The organism is Streptomyces jeddahensis, assembly GCF_001642995.1.
Taxonomy (GTDB): domain Bacteria; phylum Actinomycetota; class Actinomycetes; order Streptomycetales; family Streptomycetaceae; genus Streptomyces; species Streptomyces jeddahensis.
In genome coordinates this window covers 40,986-57,669 of the sequence record NZ_LOHS01000092.1, presented here as the reverse complement: position 1 = coordinate 57,669, position 16,684 = coordinate 40,986, and the positions used below count along the sequence as shown (strand labels likewise).

Annotated in this window: 15 protein-coding genes and 1 riboswitch; of the genes, 5 read left to right on the top strand and 10 right to left on the bottom strand. The window is 70.1% G+C overall.

Annotated features, from left to right (window positions below):
* Positions 1–114 precede the first annotated feature (114 nt).
* Positions 115–768 carry an FMN-dependent NADH-azoreductase gene (locus STSP_RS21325; protein WP_067280441.1) on the bottom strand — a complete coding sequence of 218 codons (654 nt, stop codon included), beginning with the start codon at positions 766–768 and terminating at the stop codon, positions 115–117.
* Between the two features lie 132 nt (positions 769–900).
* Here STSP_RS21325 and STSP_RS21320 point away from each other — a divergent pair, with 132 nt between their 5' ends.
* A complete protein-coding gene (locus tag STSP_RS21320) occupies positions 901–1,263 on the top strand; it encodes a winged helix-turn-helix transcriptional regulator (protein ID WP_067280440.1) in 363 nt (120 codons plus the stop codon).
* A 68-nt stretch (positions 1,264–1,331) separates the two neighbouring features.
* Positions 1,332–2,015 carry a CPBP family intramembrane glutamic endopeptidase gene (locus tag STSP_RS21315; protein ID WP_067280438.1) on the top strand — a complete coding sequence of 228 codons (684 nt, stop codon included), beginning with the start codon at positions 1,332–1,334 and terminating at the stop codon, positions 2,013–2,015.
* A 93-nt stretch (positions 2,016–2,108) separates the two neighbouring features.
* On the opposite strand, the gene STSP_RS21310 is transcribed toward STSP_RS21315, so the two are convergent.
* From STSP_RS21310 to iolC, 8 genes are all read right to left on the bottom strand, one after another.
* A complete protein-coding gene (locus STSP_RS21310; RefSeq protein WP_067280436.1) occupies positions 2,109–2,978 on the bottom strand; it encodes a sugar phosphate isomerase/epimerase family protein in 870 nt (289 codons plus the stop codon).
* Complete coding sequence (locus tag STSP_RS21305) at positions 2,975–3,991, bottom strand: Gfo/Idh/MocA family oxidoreductase (protein WP_067280434.1); 1,017 nt, start codon at positions 3,989–3,991, stop codon at positions 2,975–2,977. Before STSP_RS21305 ends, STSP_RS21310 begins: the two co-directional genes overlap by 4 nt.
* Positions 3,992–4,042: 51 nt before the next feature.
* On the bottom strand, positions 4,043–5,476 hold the full coding sequence (locus STSP_RS21300) for a sugar porter family MFS transporter (RefSeq protein ID WP_067280433.1): 1,434 nt from the start codon (positions 5,474–5,476) through the stop codon (positions 4,043–4,045).
* Positions 5,477–5,485: 9 nt separating this feature from the next.
* Complete coding sequence (locus STSP_RS21295) at positions 5,486–6,436, bottom strand: TIM barrel protein (protein ID WP_067280431.1); 951 nt, start codon at positions 6,434–6,436, stop codon at positions 5,486–5,488.
* 44 nt (positions 6,437–6,480) lie between these two features.
* Positions 6,481–7,971, bottom strand: coding sequence for a CoA-acylating methylmalonate-semialdehyde dehydrogenase (locus STSP_RS21290; protein WP_067280421.1), 1,491 nt, complete (start codon positions 7,969–7,971; stop codon positions 6,481–6,483).
* Between the two features lie 27 nt (positions 7,972–7,998).
* A complete protein-coding gene (gene iolD / locus STSP_RS21285) occupies positions 7,999–9,888 on the bottom strand; it encodes a 3D-(3,5/4)-trihydroxycyclohexane-1,2-dione acylhydrolase (decyclizing) (protein ID WP_067280419.1) in 1,890 nt (629 codons plus the stop codon).
* Between the two features lie 76 nt (positions 9,889–9,964).
* Positions 9,965–10,837 carry a Cgl0159 family (beta/alpha)8-fold protein gene (locus STSP_RS21280; protein WP_067280417.1) on the bottom strand — a complete coding sequence of 291 codons (873 nt, stop codon included), beginning with the start codon at positions 10,835–10,837 and terminating at the stop codon, positions 9,965–9,967.
* Positions 10,838–10,841: 4 nt separating this feature from the next.
* On the bottom strand, positions 10,842–11,825 hold the full coding sequence (gene iolC / locus STSP_RS21275) for a 5-dehydro-2-deoxygluconokinase (RefSeq protein ID WP_067280536.1): 984 nt from the start codon (positions 11,823–11,825) through the stop codon (positions 10,842–10,844).
* A 215-nt stretch (positions 11,826–12,040) separates the two neighbouring features.
* On the opposite strand from iolC, the gene STSP_RS21270 reads away from it, so the two are divergent.
* A complete protein-coding gene (locus STSP_RS21270) occupies positions 12,041–13,042 on the top strand; it encodes a LacI family DNA-binding transcriptional regulator (RefSeq protein WP_067280415.1) in 1,002 nt (333 codons plus the stop codon).
* A 91-nt stretch (positions 13,043–13,133) separates the two neighbouring features.
* On the opposite strand, the gene STSP_RS21265 is transcribed toward STSP_RS21270, so the two are convergent.
* Positions 13,134–14,138 (bottom strand): sugar ABC transporter substrate-binding protein, encoded by a 1,005-nt coding sequence (locus STSP_RS21265; RefSeq protein WP_067280414.1) that lies wholly within the window; start codon positions 14,136–14,138, stop codon positions 13,134–13,136.
* A 517-nt stretch (positions 14,139–14,655) separates the two neighbouring features.
* Here STSP_RS21265 and STSP_RS21260 point away from each other — a divergent pair.
* Both STSP_RS21260 and STSP_RS21255 read left to right on the top strand, forming a co-directional pair.
* Positions 14,656–15,315, top strand: coding sequence for a YceI family protein (locus STSP_RS21260; RefSeq protein ID WP_067280412.1), 660 nt, complete (start codon positions 14,656–14,658; stop codon positions 15,313–15,315).
* A gap of 48 nt (positions 15,316–15,363) precedes the next feature.
* Positions 15,364–15,447: riboswitch (ZMP/ZTP riboswitch) on the top strand.
* Positions 15,448–15,476: 29 nt separating this feature from the next.
* Positions 15,477–16,634 carry a phosphoribosylaminoimidazolecarboxamide formyltransferase gene (locus STSP_RS21255; protein WP_067280410.1) on the top strand — a complete coding sequence of 386 codons (1,158 nt, stop codon included), beginning with the start codon at positions 15,477–15,479 and terminating at the stop codon, positions 16,632–16,634.
* The last annotated feature ends 50 nt before the right edge of the window (positions 16,635–16,684 follow it).

The window sequence follows — 16,684 nt, the reverse complement described above, 5'->3', positions numbered from 1 at the left end:
CGCCGCTCGCCGCCCGAACGCAGGCTGCCCGTGGACATCTGAGAGGCGGCCCTTCCGCGCGCCTCGCGCCGTTCGCCCGGTCCCGGGGTCCGCCGGGACCGGGCGCACCGCCTGTCAGGCGGCAGCGCTCAGGGCAGCCGCCTTGCCCTTGGTGACGGCGTCCTCGTGGGCCTTGGCCTTGGAGGCCTCCGCAAGCGGGATCAGCTCGGCCATGGCGGGGTTCGAGTGCGCCATGGTGAGCTCGGGAACGATGAAGTCGACCTCCATGCCCAGCATGTCGGCCAAGATCGCCTTCAGGAAGTTCTGGACGTACTCGTAGCCCTCACGCGGGGTGCCGGGGGCGTAGGAACCGCCGCGGCTGGCCACGATGTACGCCGGGGTGCCCTTGACCGGGGACTCCTCGACGCCAGCGGTGCGGCCCATGAGCACCACCTGGTCGAGCCATGCCTTCAGCGTGGACGGGATCGTGAAGTTGTACATCGGGGCGCCGATGAGCACGGCGTCCGCGTTCTCCAGCTCCTCGATCAGCTTGAGGCGCGCGGCGAAGGCAGCGGCCTGCTCCGGGCTGCGGTCGGCGGGATCCGTGAAACCGGCGGACGCGGTGAGGGTGTCCAGGTGTGGCACCGGGTCGGCGTTGAGATCGCGGTAGATCACGGTGCCGTCGGGGTGCTGGTCCTCCCATGCCTTGCGGAAGGCGGCCGTGACGGAACGGGAGGCGGAAGCGGACTCGGGCCAGAGGGATGAGTCCAGGTGCAGCAGCGTTGCCATGAGAGGTCTCCAAAGATGCGTATGCGAAATGAGCGGCAGCACGGGCAGGGCTGCCATTCCGTTCGGAACTATTCATAACACAGGGGCTTACTTTTTTTCACCTACGATGGCGGTCGCAGTACACTGACGTGCATGAGGGAACCGGTCACAGACCCCTGCAAGACCGTCGACAGCGGCATGACGCGCGTCTTCGCGCTGCTCGGAAAGCGCTGGACCGGCCTCATCGTGGCCGTACTGATGGAGCGCCCGGTGCACTTCGCCGACCTGCGCCGCGCCATCCCGGGCATCAGCGAGCGCATGCTCTCGGACCGGCTGACCGAACTGGGCGCAGCGGGACTCGTCGTGCGCGAGGTGGACGAGGGGCCGCCCCTGCGGGTCGCGTACCGGTTGACCGAGGCCGGCACGGCACTCGAGCCGGCGCTGAAGGAACTGGCCGTCTGGGCTGAGAAGCACCTGCCAGAGGCTGAGGGCGGCACAGGGGCGTGCCCCCGCTGAGCGACTGCTGCACCGCGCCGCTCCCGTCGCCTGCGCTCGGGCGGTGACGGGGGAATCCTGGAAACAGGATGCGGTGTCTGTCTGTCGTCGTCGTGCTCGTCGCCGCGAACCTGCTCAACAACTGGCTCGCGCCGGGCGCCTACGTGCTCACGTGCGTGATCTCCACTGCCGTGCTGCTGCTGATCGCCCGCCGGGACGGCCTCACCCCGGCCGATCTGGGGCTCGGGGCGCCGACGCTGCGCCGGGGGCTGCGGTGGGCGCTCGTCCTGGCCGGCGCCGTCCTCGCCGCCTTCCTCCTCGCGCTGGCCGTCCCGGCGGGCAGGGAGGCCTTCCGGGACGACAGGGCCGCAGGTCTGTCCGTGGAGCAGCTGCTGTGGAGCGTGCTGGTACGTGTGCCGCTGGGCACCGTCCTGCTGGAGGAGACCGCCTTCCGGGGCGTCCTGTGGGCCATGATCCGGCGCCGGTGCGGCACCACCTGGGCGACTACGGTGTCGTCACTGCTCTTCGGGCTCTGGCATCTGCTGCCCTCCCGGGGACTCAACCGCTCCAACGCCGCCGTTCAGTCCGCGCTCGGCAGCGGGCCGGCGAGTGTGGCGCCGACCGTCGCGGCGGCCATCGCGGTCACGGCGGCCGCCGGGGTGGTCCTGTGTGAGCTGCGGCGCCGCAGCGGCAGCCTGCTGGCTCCCGCGGCGCTGCACTGGGCCGTCAACGGGTTCGGCTACGCACTCGCCTGGGCCGTGTCACGGCGTTAGCGCCAAGGCTGAAAGCCTTGGCGCTATCGGTAGACGAGATGGCCGCCGACGGGGACGGGCCGCGGTGCCGCTCCCGGAACCGTGCACACCGCCTCACACGGCGAGCTCCTTGGTGATGCGGTCCAGCATGAACGCCGAGGACTCCCAGGCCCGTTCCTCCCAGGCGAAAACGCACGCCGTGGCGACGCCGTCGAACTTCAGCTCGCGCAGGGTGCCGAAGAAGGCGTCCCAGTCGACCTCGCCCTGGCCGATGTCCAGGTGCTGGTGGATACGGGCCGGGGTGCCGGGCGGGTTGAGGATGTACCGCAGGCCGGACGACCCCTTGTGGTTGAAGGAGTCCGCGATGTGCACGTGCTGCAGCTTGTCGCCCGCGTAGCGCATCATCTGCGCGATGTCGGCGCCGACTTCCGACGTGCCGGAGAGGTGGAAGGAGTGCGGGGCGCAGTAGAGGTAGTTCACCCAGGGCTTGTTGATCGCGCGGACGAGGTCGACCGCGGGCGTGTTCTCCTCGCAGAAGTCGTCCGGGTGGGCCTCCAGGTTGAGCGCGATGCCCTCCCGTTCGAACAGCGGCAGCAGCTCCTCCATCGAGCGCCAGAAGGCGGCCTCGCTCTCGGCGGCGCGCTCGGGGCGTCCGTTGAACTCCGAGTTCATCAGCGGGCATTCGAGCTCCGCGGTGATCTCGATCATCCGCTTCCAGTAGCGGACGGCGGCCTGCCGCTCGGTCTCGTCGGGCGACGACCACTTGTACAGCGGGAGGACCGAGGACAGTTGGACGCCATGGGTGCGCAGGGACTTCTTGAGCGCGGCGATGCGCTCGTCGTCCGCCCGCGGGTGCAGGAAGAACGGCATGAAGTCGTCGCGCGGCGACAACTCGATGTACTGGTAGCCGAGTTCGGCGACCGTGCGCACCATGTCGTCGATGGGCAGTGCGCGGAACATGTACGGGTCGAGGGCGATCTTCACGCGGCACCTCCGTAGAAGGCAGGGCGGGGCTTGAGGTCCGTGGCGACGACGCGGCCCGACTCCAGGGCCTCGACGGTCGCGGCGGTGATGACGGTGGCGGCGTAGCCGTCCCAGGCCGAGGGCCCGGTGGGCTCGTTGCCGGCGGCGAGGTTCGCGATCCACTCGCGGAACTCGGTGTCGAAGGCGTCCCGGAAGCGGCCCACCCAGTCCGTGAGGACTTCGGTGCTGTGCTGGGCTGCGGTGCGGACACCGACGGCGGCCGGGTCGGGCAGCCGGACCAGGCCCTCCTCGCCGACGGCCTCGCACTGGATGTCGTAGCCGTACTGGCAGTTGACGAAGACCTCCAGATCGATGCGGACGCCCTTGGCCGTCTCGAAGAGCATGATCTGCGGGTCCTTGAGGTGCTCGAACCGCTTGCTCGTGGGGCGCGGGGTGATCACCTGGGTGGAGACGATCTCGTCGTCCAGCAGCCAGCGCAGCACGTCCACCTCGTGCACCGCCGTGTCCAGGGCGGCCATGCCGGAGGTGTACGACTCCGGGACGGTCGGGTTGCGGTGGGCGCAGTGCACGATCAGCGGCTCACCGATGCGGCCGGAGTCGATGACCTGCTTCATCTGCCGGTAGCCGGCGTCGTAGCGGCGCATGAAGCCGACCTGCACCAGGCGGCGGCCGTGGGCGACCTCGGCCTCGATGATCTTCAGGCAGTCCTCGGCCGTGGTGGCCAGCGGCTTCTCGCAGAACACGGGCTTTCCGGCGGCTATCGCGTTCAGCACGTGTTCGGCGTGGGTCGGGCCCCAGGACGTCACGAGGACGGCGTCGACGTCGTCCGCCGCGACCACGGCCGCACCGCCGGGCAGCACTCGGGCGCCGATCGGAGCCGCGGCCTCCTCGGCACGGGCGGCGTCGATGTCGGTGACCGCGGTGACGCGGGCGCCGGTGACGGTGTCGGTCAGGCGCCGGATGTGCTCCTTGCCGATCCAGCCGGCGCCGATGACGCCTACGCGCACAGTCATGGGTTGGTCCTTTCTACGGCCCCGGGCCGCCGTCGGCCCGGGGCAGGCGGTTCAGGAGAAGCGGGCCCGGAGTTCCGTTTCGAGGGTTTCGAGCGTGCGGCCCTTGGTCTCGGGGACGAAGAGCTTGACGAAGGTGATCGAGAGGACACCCGCCGCCACGAAGAGGAAGAAGGTGTTGGAGATCCCGATGCCGGAGACCAGGGACGGGAAGACGAGGCCGATCACGAAGTTGGTCAGCCACAGCACGACGGCCGCGACACCCATGCCGAAGCCGCGCATCCGCATCGGGAAGATCTCCGACAGCATCAGCCAGGTCACCGGCGATATCGCGCCCTGCTGGAACGCGAGGAAGGTGACGGTCATCGCCAGCACGGCGTACGCACGGCCTTCACCGGCAGGCAGGGCCAGCGAGAAGACGCCGATCAGCAGCAGGGCGGCGGTCGTACCGATCTGACCCGTCATCAGCATCGGGCGGCGATTGACCCGGCCGAGCAGCCAGATGCCGACGAAGGTGGCCAGCACCGAGATCACGCCGTTGGCGATGTTCGCCGTCAGGGCGCTGTCCGAGGTGAAGCCGGCGTCGGTGAGGATCTGCGTGCCGTAGTACATGATCGTGTTGACCCCGGTGATCTGCTGCACGATCGCGATGCCGAAGCCCACGAACATCAGCTTGCGCACCCAGGGCGTGGCCTTCATGTCCTGCCAGCCGCCGAGCTTCTGCTGCTCCTCCTTGACGGCCAGCGCGGACACCTCGCTCAGCTCGGCCTCGGCCCGCGCCTGCGACCGCACCTGCTTGAGCACCTCCAGGGCGTCGCTGAAGCGGCTCTGGGAGGCCAGCCAGCGCGGGCTCTCCGGCATCACCAGCATGCCGAACCACAGCACGACCGCCGGCAGGGTGGCGACCACCAGCATCCAGCGCCACACGCCACCCGACTCGCCGCCCACGTCGGCGATGATCGCGTTGCTGGTGAAGGCCAGCAACTGACCACTGACGATCATGAGTTCGTTACGGGTCACGAGTGCACCGCGCCGCTCGGCAGGGGACACCTCCGCGAGGTAGACCGGCACGGTCACCGACGCGCCGCCGACCGCGAGGCCGAGCACGAACCGGGCCACGACCATGACCGCGGTGGTCGGCGCGAGCGTGCAGCCGAGCGCCCCGACGAAGAACAGCACGGCGAGGGCGAGGATCGTACGGCGCCGTCCGCGCGCGTCCGACAGACGGCCGCCGGTGACGGCGCCGAGGGCCGCGCCGAGCAGCAGCGAACTGGTCACCATGCCCTCGGTGACCGGGGTCAGGCCCAGGTCGTCGGTCATGTAGGGCAGCGCGCCGTTGATGACGCCGGTGTCGTAGCCGAAGAGGAGTCCGCCGAAGGTGGCGATGACGGTGATGAGCCGCAGCCGCCGGGAGACCGCCGGAGGGGCGTCGTCCGTGGCGGTGGTGGCCGGGCCGGGGGCCTGTGTCGCGTCGTCCCTGACGTCCATGGCCGTCTCCTAGCGATCGATGTGCGGGCGTTGGGTTCCGGTGAGGCCGCAGCCGGCCAGGTGCTCACGCGTGCGGACGGCGATGGGCAGCGGCACGTCGGGAGCGCACGGGTACAGGTCCTGCTCGACGATCACGAACAACTCGGCGTCGAGCCGGGCGAGTTCCGCCACCACGTCGGCGGGCTTGGGTGCGCCCGCGGGCGGGGAGACGCACACGCCGCGCTTGACGGCCTCGCCGAAGGAGAGGTTCTCGGCGGCGACCTGGGCGAGGATCTCCGGGTCCATCTGCTTGATGTGGACGTAGCCGACGCGCTCGCCGAAGCGGCGGATCAGGTCGAGGTTGTCACCGCCGCCGTAGGCGACGTGACCGGTGTCCAGGCACAGGTTCGTGTAGCGGCTGTCGGACTCGTTCAGCAGCCGCTCGATCTCCGGCTGGGTCTGGATGTGGCTGTCGGCGTGCGGGTGGATGACGAGCCGTACGTCGTACTCGTCGAGAAGCAGCTTGCCCAGCCGGACGGCGGCCCGGCCGAAGCCCGCCCACTGCTCGGCGGTCAGCTCCGGCGACTCGGTGAACGCGCCGGTCTTCTCGTCCCGGTACATCGGCGGGATGAGGACGAGGTGGTGGGCGCCCGCGGCGGCGGTCAGCGCGGCCACCTGCCGGACATGGGCGAGCATGTCGTCCCAGGCCTCCGGGCGGTGCAGTGCGCCGAACACGGTCCCGCCGGAGACCTGCAGCCCGCGAACGGCCAGCTCCTCCTTCAGCCGCTCCGGGTCGGTGGGGAGATAGCCGTACGGGCCGAGTTCGAGCCACTTGTAGCCGGCCTCGGCCAGCTCGTCGAGGAAGCGGGTGTACGACACCTGGTGCTCGTCCTCGGGGAACCAGACGCCCCAGGAGTCGGGGGCGGAGCCCAGGCACAGGTTGCCTGCGGTGGTGCGGAGCGGGATGGGCGCCGTTGCCATGACGTGTCCTTCGAGGGAGGGGACGGGATGAATTCCGCTGGTGCTCAGCTGGAGGTGGGGAAGGTGAACCCGGCGGCGACGTGCTGGGCGGGCTGCGGCCAGCGGGTGGTGACGACCTTGGGGCGGGTGTAGAAGCGGACGCCTTCAGGGCCGTGGATGGGGGAGTCGCCGATGAGCGAGTCCTTCCAGCCGCCGAAGGAGTAGTACGACATGGGCACGGGCACCGGCACGTTGACGCCGATCATGCCGACCTTGACCTTGCGCTGGAAGCGGCGGGCGGCCTCGCCGGAGCCGGTGAACAGGGCGGTGCCGTTGCCGTAGGGGTTGGCGTTGATGAGGTCGATGGCCGCGTCGAGCGTGTCGACGCGGACGATGGCGAGGACCGGGCCGAACAGCTCCTCCTTGTAGGCGTCCATGTCAGTCGTGACGTGGTCGAGAAGGGAGGGGCCGGTGAAGAAGCCCTCTTCGTGGCCGTCGATCTTCAGGCCGCGGCCGTCGACGACGACGGTGGCGCCCTGCGTGGCGGCCGTGCCGACGGCGTTCTCGACGCGCTCCTGGGCGGCCTTGGTGACCAGCGGACCCATCTCGGTGCCGGGGGCGTCACCGGGGCCGACCTTCACCTCGCGGGCCTTGCGCTCCAGGACCTCGACCAGCCCGTCGGCCGCCGAGCCGACCGCGACGGCCACCGACACGGCCATGCAGCGCTCACCGGCGGAACCGTAGGCGCCCGCGGTGATGTGGTTGGCGGCGAACTCGAGGTCGGCGTCGGGCAGGACGACGGCGTGGTTCTTGGCGCCGCCGAGTGCCTGGACGCGCTTGCCGCAGGCGGTGGCCTGCTCGTGCACGTACTTGGCGATCGGCGTCGACCCGACGAAGGACACCGCTTCGATGCCGGGGTGGGCGAGGATCGCGTCGACCGCGTCCTTGCCGCCGTGCACGACGTTGAAGACGCCGTCCGGCAGCCCGGCCTTCTTGTACAGCTCGGCGGCGAAGTTGGCGGCCGAGGGGTCGCGCTCGCTGGGCTTGAGGATGAAGGTGTTGCCGGTGGCGATGGCGATCGGGTGCATCCACAGCGGCACCATCGCGGGGAAGTTGAAGGGCGTGATGCCCGCGACCACGCCCAGCGGCTGGCGGAAGTTGTGCACGTCCACACCGCGCGAGACCTGGTCCGAGAAGGACCCCTTGAGGACGTCGCCGAGGCCGCAGGCGAACTCCACCACCTCACGGCCGCGCACGATCTCGCCGCGGGCGTCGTCGACCGTCTTGCCGTGCTCGGCGCTGATGATCCGGCCGAGTTCTTCCTCGTGCTCGACGAGGAGCTGGCGGAAGGCGAACATCACCTGGGTGCGCTGGGTCAGGGACGACTCGGACCAGGTCTCGAAGGCCCGAGCGGCGGCCGCGACGGCGGTGTCCACGTCGGTGGACCCGCCGAGCACGACCCGGGCCTGCTCCTGGCCGGTGGCTGGGTTGAACACCGGAGCGGTGTCCGTGCCCAGGACGGGCGAGCCGTCGATCCAGTGCGGAATGGTCTTCACGGTGAGGGTTTCCTTTGCAGCCGGGGCTTACAGGTAGTGGCGCTGGGCCTGCTTGTGGGCGGCGTACGTCGCGTAGGCGGCCTGGGTGGAGTCCAGAGAGGAGGTCTGGCTGACCGGGACGTCCCACCAGCCGTGGCCGGGCGGGTTGGGCCCGTACAGGTCCGTCTCGACGTGCACGACGGTGGTGCGGTCGGCTGCCGTCGCCTTCTCGATCGCCGTACGGAACTCCTCCACGGAGGAGGCGTGCAGGACGTCGGCGCCCAGCGAGGAGGCGTTGGCGGCCAGGTCGACGGGGAGGACATCGCCGTCGAGCAGACCCGAATCGCCGTCGCGGAAGCGGTACTTGGTGCCGAACCGCTGCGAGCCAAGCGCCTCCGACAGCGAGCCGATGGAGGCGAAGCCGTGGTTCTGGACGAGGACGATGATGACCTTCAGGCCCTCGGCGACCATGGTCACGATCTCCTGAGCCATCATCAGATACGAGCCGTCGCCGACGAGGACGACGACCTCGCGCGACGGGGCGGCCATCTTCGCACCGACGCCCGCGGCGACCTCGTAACCCATGCAGGAGTAGGCGTACTCCACGTGGTAGGCCTTCGGGTCCCGGGCCCGCCACAGCTGCTGCAGGTCACCGGGCATGGAACCGGCCGCGTTGATCACGACGGCGCGATCGTCGAGCACGTCGTTGAGTGCGCCGAGGATCTGGGTCTGTGCGGGGAGGTCGCCGGTGTTCCGGTCGGGGTCGAAGCACTCATCCTCGATCTCCCGTGTGCGGGCGATCAGTTCGTGGGTGCGGGCACGGTAGGACCGGTCGACCTCCCAGTCCGCCAGCGCTCCCGCGAGGGCTTCGACGCCCAGCCGGGCGTCGGCCACCAGCGGCTCGGCCGAGTGCTTGACCGCGTCCAGGCGGGCCACGTTGAGGTTGACGAACGTGACGTCAGGGTTGGCGAAGATGGTGTGGCTGGCGGTGGTGAAGTCGGAGTACCGCGTGCCGATGCCGAGGACGACGTCGGCCTCGCGAGCCAGTTCGTTGGCCGCGTAGGAGCCGGTGGAGCCGATACCGCCGACCGCGCACGGGTGGTCCCAGGGCACCGCGCCCTTGCCGGCGTGCGTGTCCGCGACCGGGATACCGGTGGCCTCGGCGAAGGCGCGCAACTGGGTCTCGGCGCCCGAGTACACGGTCCCGCCACCGGCCACGATCAACGGCCTGCGGGCGCCGCGCAGCAGACGTGCGGCCCGTTCGACGGCGGCCGGCTCCGGCACCGGACGGCCGATGTGCCACACCCGGCGCCGGAAGAACGACACCGGCCAGTCGTACGCCTCCGCCTGGACGTCCTGCGGCAGCGCGATCGTGACGGCGCCGGTCTCCACCGGGTCGGTCAGCACCCGCATCGCGGCCAGCGCGGCCGGGATCAGCTGCTCGGGACGCGAGACGCGGTCGAAGTACTTCGATACGGCCCGGAAAGCGTCGTTGACGGTGACGTCCCCGCCGCGGGTGTCCTCCAGCTGCTGCAGCACCGGATCGGCGGCGCGGGTGGCGAACATGTCGCTGGGCAGCAGGAGCACGGGCAGGCGGTTGGTGGTGGCGAGCGCCGCACCCGTGATCATGTTCGTCGAACCGGGGCCGGTCGACGCCGTACAGGCGAAGGTCGCCAGCCGGTCGCGCATCTTCGCGTACGCCACCGACGCGTGCACCATGCCCTGCTCGTTGCGGGCCAGGTAGTACGGCAGGTCGGCCTCACCGGTGACGGCGGCCTGCAGGAGCGCCTGGCCGATCCCGGCCACGTTGCCGTGCCCGAAGATCCCCCACACACCGGGGATCAGCCGCTGCTCCTGGCCGTCGCGCTCGCTGTACTGGTTCGCGAGGAAGCGCACGAGGGCCTGGGCGGTGGTGAGGCGGACGGTCGTCTCGGTCATCGGTCGTTCTCCTTGGCCCCGAAGGCACTGAAGGCGCTGAAGGCCCTGAAGGGCAGGCGGTACGTGGAGGTGTCGGTCACAGCAGGCTCACCGCCCGGTCCACGGCGCCGGCGACGTCGCCGTCCGCGGGGTAGAGCAGGGAGCGGCCCACGACGAGCCCCTGCGCGGTGGGGAGTTTGAGGGCCTTGCCCCAGGAGGCGAAGGCCGTGTCGGGGTCGGTGACCTCGCCGCCGAGCAGGAGGGCCGGCAGTGTGGAGGAGGCCAGGACGCGTTCCATGTCGTCGACGACCGGCAGCTTCAGCCAGGTGTAGGCGGTGCGGCGGCCGAGGCCCGAGGCGATGGTGATGGACTTGACGACGGCGTCGGGGGAGAGATCGTTGCGGATCCTGCCGTCCTGCCACACCGACATGAACGGCTCGACCATCGCGATGAGGCGACGGTCGTTCAGTTCGTCGACGGCGCGGGCGGTGTTCTCCAGGGCGGACGGGGTCGCCGGGTCGTCGAGGGCAATGCGGGTGAGCATCTTGCCGCCGTCGAAGCGCATCGCGGCGATCGTCTCGGCGTCGTAGCCGGTGAAGCGGTCGTCGATCTCGAAGACGGAGCCCGCGAGTCCGGCGCGGTTCATGGAGCCGAAGACGCTCTTGCCGTCCAGGACGCCGAGCAGCAGCAGGTCCTCGAGGATGTCGGCGGTGGCCAGGACGCCGGTCACGCCGGGCCGTTCCAGGGCGACGCACAGGCGGTCGAGCAGCTGGAAGCGGTCGGCCATGGCGGTGGGGTCGGCGCCGACGCCGTTGGCGCCGCGCGCCGGATGGTCGGCGGCGATGATCATCGCCTTGCCGTGCTCGCCGAGCAGCGAGGCGGCCTTGACACGGCGTGCGGCCGCCGCCGCGACGGCGCCGGGGTCGTTGACCCGGGCGTCCACGATCCGGCTCATGTTGTCGGACAGCACGTCGTCACACCTCTCGGTCGGAGTCGCCGGTCGCCCCGTCGCCGGGCCCCGTCGCGCGCAGCTTCGCCGCCACCTCGGCTTCGGTCGGCATGGCGTCGGAGCAGGACAGCCGGGACGCGACGATGGCGCCGGCGGCGTTGGCGAAGGTCACCGTGCGGCGGGTGTCCCAGCCGGACAGCAGGCCGTGGCAGAGCGCGCCGCCGAAGGCGTCACCGGCGCCGAGGCCGTTGACGACGTCCACCGGGACCGGCGGGATCTCGGCGGCCGAGCCGTCCCGGTCCACGGCCAGGACGCCCTTCGGCCCCTGCTTCACCACCGCCAGCTCGACACCGGCGGCGAGCAGCGCCTTCGCGGCGGCATACGGCTCGCGTTCACCGGTGGCGACCTCGCACTCGTCGAGGTTGCCCACGGCGACAGTGGTGTGGCGCAGGGCCTCGGCGTAGCACGCACGGGCCTCGGCCGGGTCCTTCCAGAACATCGGCCGCCAGTCGAGGTCGAAGACGGTCGGGCCGGACTTCGCCCGGTGCGCCAGGGCGGCGAGGGTGGCCGAGCGGCTCGGCTCCTCGCTCAGGCCGGTGCCGGTGACCCAGAAGATCCGCGCGTCGCGCACGGCGTCCAGGTCCAGTTCGCCCGGCTGGATGTCCAAATCGGGGGCCTTCGGAAGCCGGTAGAAGTACAGCGGGAAGTCGTCCGGCGGAAAGATCTCGCAGAAGGTCACCGGGGTCGGCGCGATGTCCGACGTACCGACGAAGCGGCTGTTGACGCCGTAGCCGTCCAGGGCCGTGCGGACGAAGTCCCCGAACGGGTCGCGGCCCGTCTTGGTGATCACGGCCGCGGAGTGCCCGTAGCGGGCGGCGGCGACGGCCACGTTCGTCGGGCTGCCGCCCAGGTACTTGCCGAACGAGGTGACCTCCGCCAGCCCCACGCCTGTCTGGAGCGGATACACATCCACTCCCACGCGGCCCATGGTCAGCACTTCGAACGGGATCACGCTGGCTTCCCTTCGCTCCGGAGACTCCGGGGAGTTTTGGGGGACGATGCGACTGGCGCGCTCTACTAGAGCGCTCTAGACGAGTACGATGAGCCCTGTCCAAATGTCATGTCAATAGCTTGTTGCCGGGAGATTTCAACGACGGCCCGTAAGGTGGGCGGCGTCGAAAGGTGGGGTCACAGGTGGATGCATCGGGCAGGCAACGGCCCACGATGGCGGACGTCGCCGCGAAGGCGGGCGTGTCCAGGGCGCTCGTCTCGATCATCTTCCGCGGCCAGCCGGGGGCGAGCCAGGAGACCCGCGAGCGGGTGCTGCGCGTCGCCGACGAGATCGGCTACCGCCCCGACGGTGCGGCCCGGCTGCTGGCCCGCGGCCGCAGCCGCACGCTCGGCGTGATGTTCACCGTCCACCAGACCTTCCACACGGACCTCATCGAGGGCATCTATCCGGAGGCCGAACGCCTCGGCTACGACGTACTGCTCTCCGGGGCCACCAAGGGCCGCAGCGAGAGCCAGGCCGTCGAGGCGCTGCTCAGCCACCGCTGCGAGGCGGTGATCCTGCTCGGCCCCGACTCGGAGCCCGCCTACCTCGACGAGCTCGGACGGCGCACGGTCGCCGTCTCGGTCAGCCGCCGCGTGCCCCAGGCCCACGTCGACTTCGTGCACTCCGCCGAGGGCAAGGGTGTACGGCAGGCCATGGAGCACCTCCTCGAACTGGGGCACCGCCGGATCGTGCACATAGACGGCGGCCGGGGCCCCGGCTCGTCCGAGCGGCGGCGGGCCTACCGTGCCGCGATGCGCCGCCACGGGCTGGAGTCCGAGCTGCGGGTGATCCCCGGCGACCACACCGAGGAGTCGGGCATCGAGGCGGGCCGCCTGCTCCTGGCGGAGCGCGACCAGGGGCACCCCCTGCCGACGGCGGTCCTCGCGGGCAACGACCGTTGTGCGTGGGGCCTCCTGATGGCCCTGACCCGGGCGGGCGTCGACGTCCCGCGCGACATGTCGGTCGTCGGCTACGACGACAGCCACCTCGCGCACCTGATGCCGATCGGCCTGACCACCGTCCGCCAGGACGCGATCCTCATGGCGGAGCACGCGGTGCGGTTCGCCGTGGAGCGGCTGGAGAACGACGCGTTGGAGCCGCGGGAGGCGGTGCTGGATCCGAAGCTGGTGGTACGGGGGTCCAGCGGACCGGCTCCGGAGGCGTCGGCCTGAGACCACAGAACGAACCGTAAGACCAGGCCGGCACCATGGAGGCGATGCCGGCCTGGTCAAACGGATGTCTGTGTGAACGTGTTCCTGACGGTTACCGCGTGCCCTTCGCGGCGAACTCGGCGATGTCGTCGATGTTGTCCTTGGTGACGAAGGCCGGACCGGTGAGGACGGGAGCGGTGCCGCCGCCGCTGAAGTTTCCGTTGGTCTTGTACAGCCACAGGGCGTCGACGGCGAGGTAGCCCTGCAGGTACGGCTGCTGGTCGACCGCGAACTCGACCTGGCCGTCCTGGACGGCCTTCACCAGGTCCTTGTTGAGGTCGAACGTCGCGACCTTGGCCTTGCTGCCCGCGTCGGACACCGACTGCACGGCGGTCAGCGCGAACGGCGCGCCGAGCGTGACCACCTGGTCGATGGAGCTGTCCTGCTTGAGCTTGGCGGTGATCGTCGACTTCACGGACGGCATGTCGGTGCCGTTGACGTACAGGGTCTCCGTCTTGCCGTCGAAGCCCTTCTTCAGGCCCGCGCAGCGGGCCTCCAGAGCGACCTGCCCCTGCTCCTGGATGACGCACACAGCGTGCTTGGCGCCGAGCTTGTTGAGCCGCTGGCCGAAGGCCTGGCCTGCGATGTTCTCGTCCTGGCCGAAGTACTCGAGCATGCCGAGCTTCTTCCAGTCGTCCAGGCCGGAGTTGAAGCCGACGACCGGGATGCCAGCCGCCTTGGCCTTGGCCACGACCTCCTTCATGGCGTCCGGCTTGGCCGCGGTGAGCGCGATGCCGTCGACTTTCTGGTCGATGGCGTTCTGCACAAGGTTGGCCTGGTTGCCCGCGCTGGGGTCGCTGGAGTAGACGAGCTTGATGTTGTCCTTGGCGGCGGCGGCCTGGGCACCCTTGCGGATGAGATCCCAGAAGGTGTCGCCGGGGGCCGCGTGGGTGACCATGGCCACGGTCATGCGAGGAGTGCTGGCCTTACCCGCCGAGGCGTCCGCACCGCCTTCCTCGGACTTCTTGCCGCCGGAGCTGCTGGAGCAGCCGGCGGCGAGCAGGGTGCCCACGAGGACGGTGGCGGTCAGGGTGGCGGCTCGGTGGTGTCTGTGCATGTCCCTTGTACCTCGCTGTACTGGTCGGGGTGGGTGTCAGAGGTGGATGTCAGAAAGGGGCAAGTCGGGGCAGGTCATGGGGTGTCGGTGGCAGGGCCCGCTGAGTCGGCGTGAGCGAGCGGTGCAGTGGGGATGCCTTGTGCGGCGAGCGCTGTCTGAGGCGGTCACGGGTACGACCACCTGCTGGCGTCACTAGAGCGCTTTATTAGCGCGCTCTAGTGGCACGTACTATGAGGTGGCCCAGAGGGGATGTCAACTGCTTTGTCATGACTTTCCACAAAGCCACGCGGGTGAGGAGAGTGCGTCGCGAGGCCGGAATCAGGAGGCGCCGCCGACTGCCATCCATGAGCGTCATGGCTGCCGTCCCCGAGGGTCCCCGAAGGGAAAATCGTGTCGATGCTGTGGATCTTTGCAGGCGGAGCCCTGGAATCCGGACGACGGCCCCATCCCGTACCGAGGGTGAGAGCGAGGGCGTGATAGCACGGTGGTGATCACATCAGAAGGAGACGACGTCATCATGGGTTTCTTCAGCCGTCGCCATAGCGCCACCACCGAGTCTTCGCCGGCTGTCGGCCCTCGTACCGCTCCCGCAGCCCCCGGCGCGGCTGCCGCCGTCCTGGACCCGGCACTCGCGGCGCTGACCGGCCACTGGACCATCGACCGCCCGCACAGCAGGATCGGTTTCTCGGTGCGCCACGCCATGGTCACCACCGTGCGCGGGGCGTTCGCCGACTACCGGAGCGCTCTGTACTTCGACGGTGAGCAGCCTTCCCGGTCCCGTGCCGAGCTGGTGATCCAGGTCGCCAGCGTGGACACCGGTGTGGAACAGCGCGACGCGCATCTGGTCGGCGCCGACTTCTTCGACGCGAACAGGTACCCGGAGATGGTCTTCCGCAGCACCTCCACGGTGCACGCAGGCGATGACAGCTACCGCATGACCGGGGACCTGACCATCCGCAACATCACCAGGCCCGTCGAGCTCGACCTCACCTACCTCGGCTCGGTCGTGGACCCGTTCGGTTTCGAACGCGCCGGTTTCGACGGTACGACCACCATCGACCGCACCGAGTGGGGTCTGGTCTACAACCAGAGGCTGGAGGCGGGCGGAACCATGGTCAGCGAGAAGATCCGGCTGCAGTTCGACATCTCCGCGATCCGGTCCGCGCCGGTGGCGTAGACCGCCACTGCCCGCCACTGCCGCCACCGCCGGTACGCCGATACACTTGTGCCCGGCCGCGACTGGCGAGGGTGGACGACCACCGGGGAGCGGCCCGATCCGATGTGAGCGTCGACCGCCTGGGCGCCTCCGTCAGCGAAGTCCCGCTGAGGAGGCCAGACATGGACCTGCGGTACGGAACCGACCCGCACCAGGCGGCGGCACGCGTCGTACCGGTGACGCAGGGCAGATGGCCGGTTCGGGTGCTGCATGGACAACCGTCCTTCATCAACCTGCTCGATGCGCTCAACGGGTGCCAGCTCGTGCAGGAGGCGAGCCGTTCGCTGGGCGGGCCGGCGGCCGCCTCGTTCAAGCACGTCTCACCCGCCGGCGCCGCCGTCTCCGGACCCGTCGACGAGGTCACGGCAGAGCTCTATGGAGTCACCGGCGACCGCGTCGGCGCCCTGACCAGCGCCTATCTGCGTGCTCGGGACGCCGATCCCAAGTCGTCCTACGGCGACTTCGCGGCCCTCTCACACCCTGTCGACACCGAACTCGCAGAGCTGCTGACCAGCGTGGTCTGCGACGGCATCATCGCCCCCGGGTACGCGCCGGGCACGGTGGCAACGCTCAGCAAGAAGAAGAACGGCCGCTTCCTGCTCCTGGAGGCGGACGACACGTTCGTGCCTCCACCGCACGAGGAGCGGGAGGTCTTCGGCCTGCGCCTGACCCAGGAACGCGACGCGGTGCGACTCTCCGCCGCCCTGCTCGGCGATACCGTGGGCGGTGTCCTGCCGCGGTCCGCCGTGGACGATCTGGTGCTGGGTCTGGCGGTACTGCGCTACACCCAGTCCAATTCGGTGTGTTATGTGCGCGGCGGGATGACGCTGGGGATCGGTGCCGGTCAGCAGTCCCGCGTCGACTGCACCCGTCTTGCCGGGGCCAAGGCCGACACCTGGTGGCTGCGGCGCCACCCGGCCGTCCGTGGCCTCACCTTCCGGCCGGGCATCCGGCGCCAGGACCGCATCAACTGGCAGATCCGGTTCATCGAGGGCGATCTCACCCCGGACGAGAGCGTGCGTCTCGCTCAGGCGCTGTCCACACCCGCCGAGGAGCTGACCGCCGACGAGCGCGAGCGGTGGAGGCGGCGTCTCACCGGCGTCGCGTTCGCCTCCGACGGCGCACTGCCGTTCCGTGACAACGTCGACCATGCCCGCCGCCACGGCGTCGACTACATCGCCGAGCCGGGCGGATCCATCAGGTCGGACGAGGTCGAGGCCGCCTGCCGCGAGCACGGGATCACGCTCGCACGCACCGGCCTCAGACTGTTCCACCACTGACGGCGAACAGCGGGGTCCCCGCAACCGAGTGCGGAACCCCGGGAGCCCCG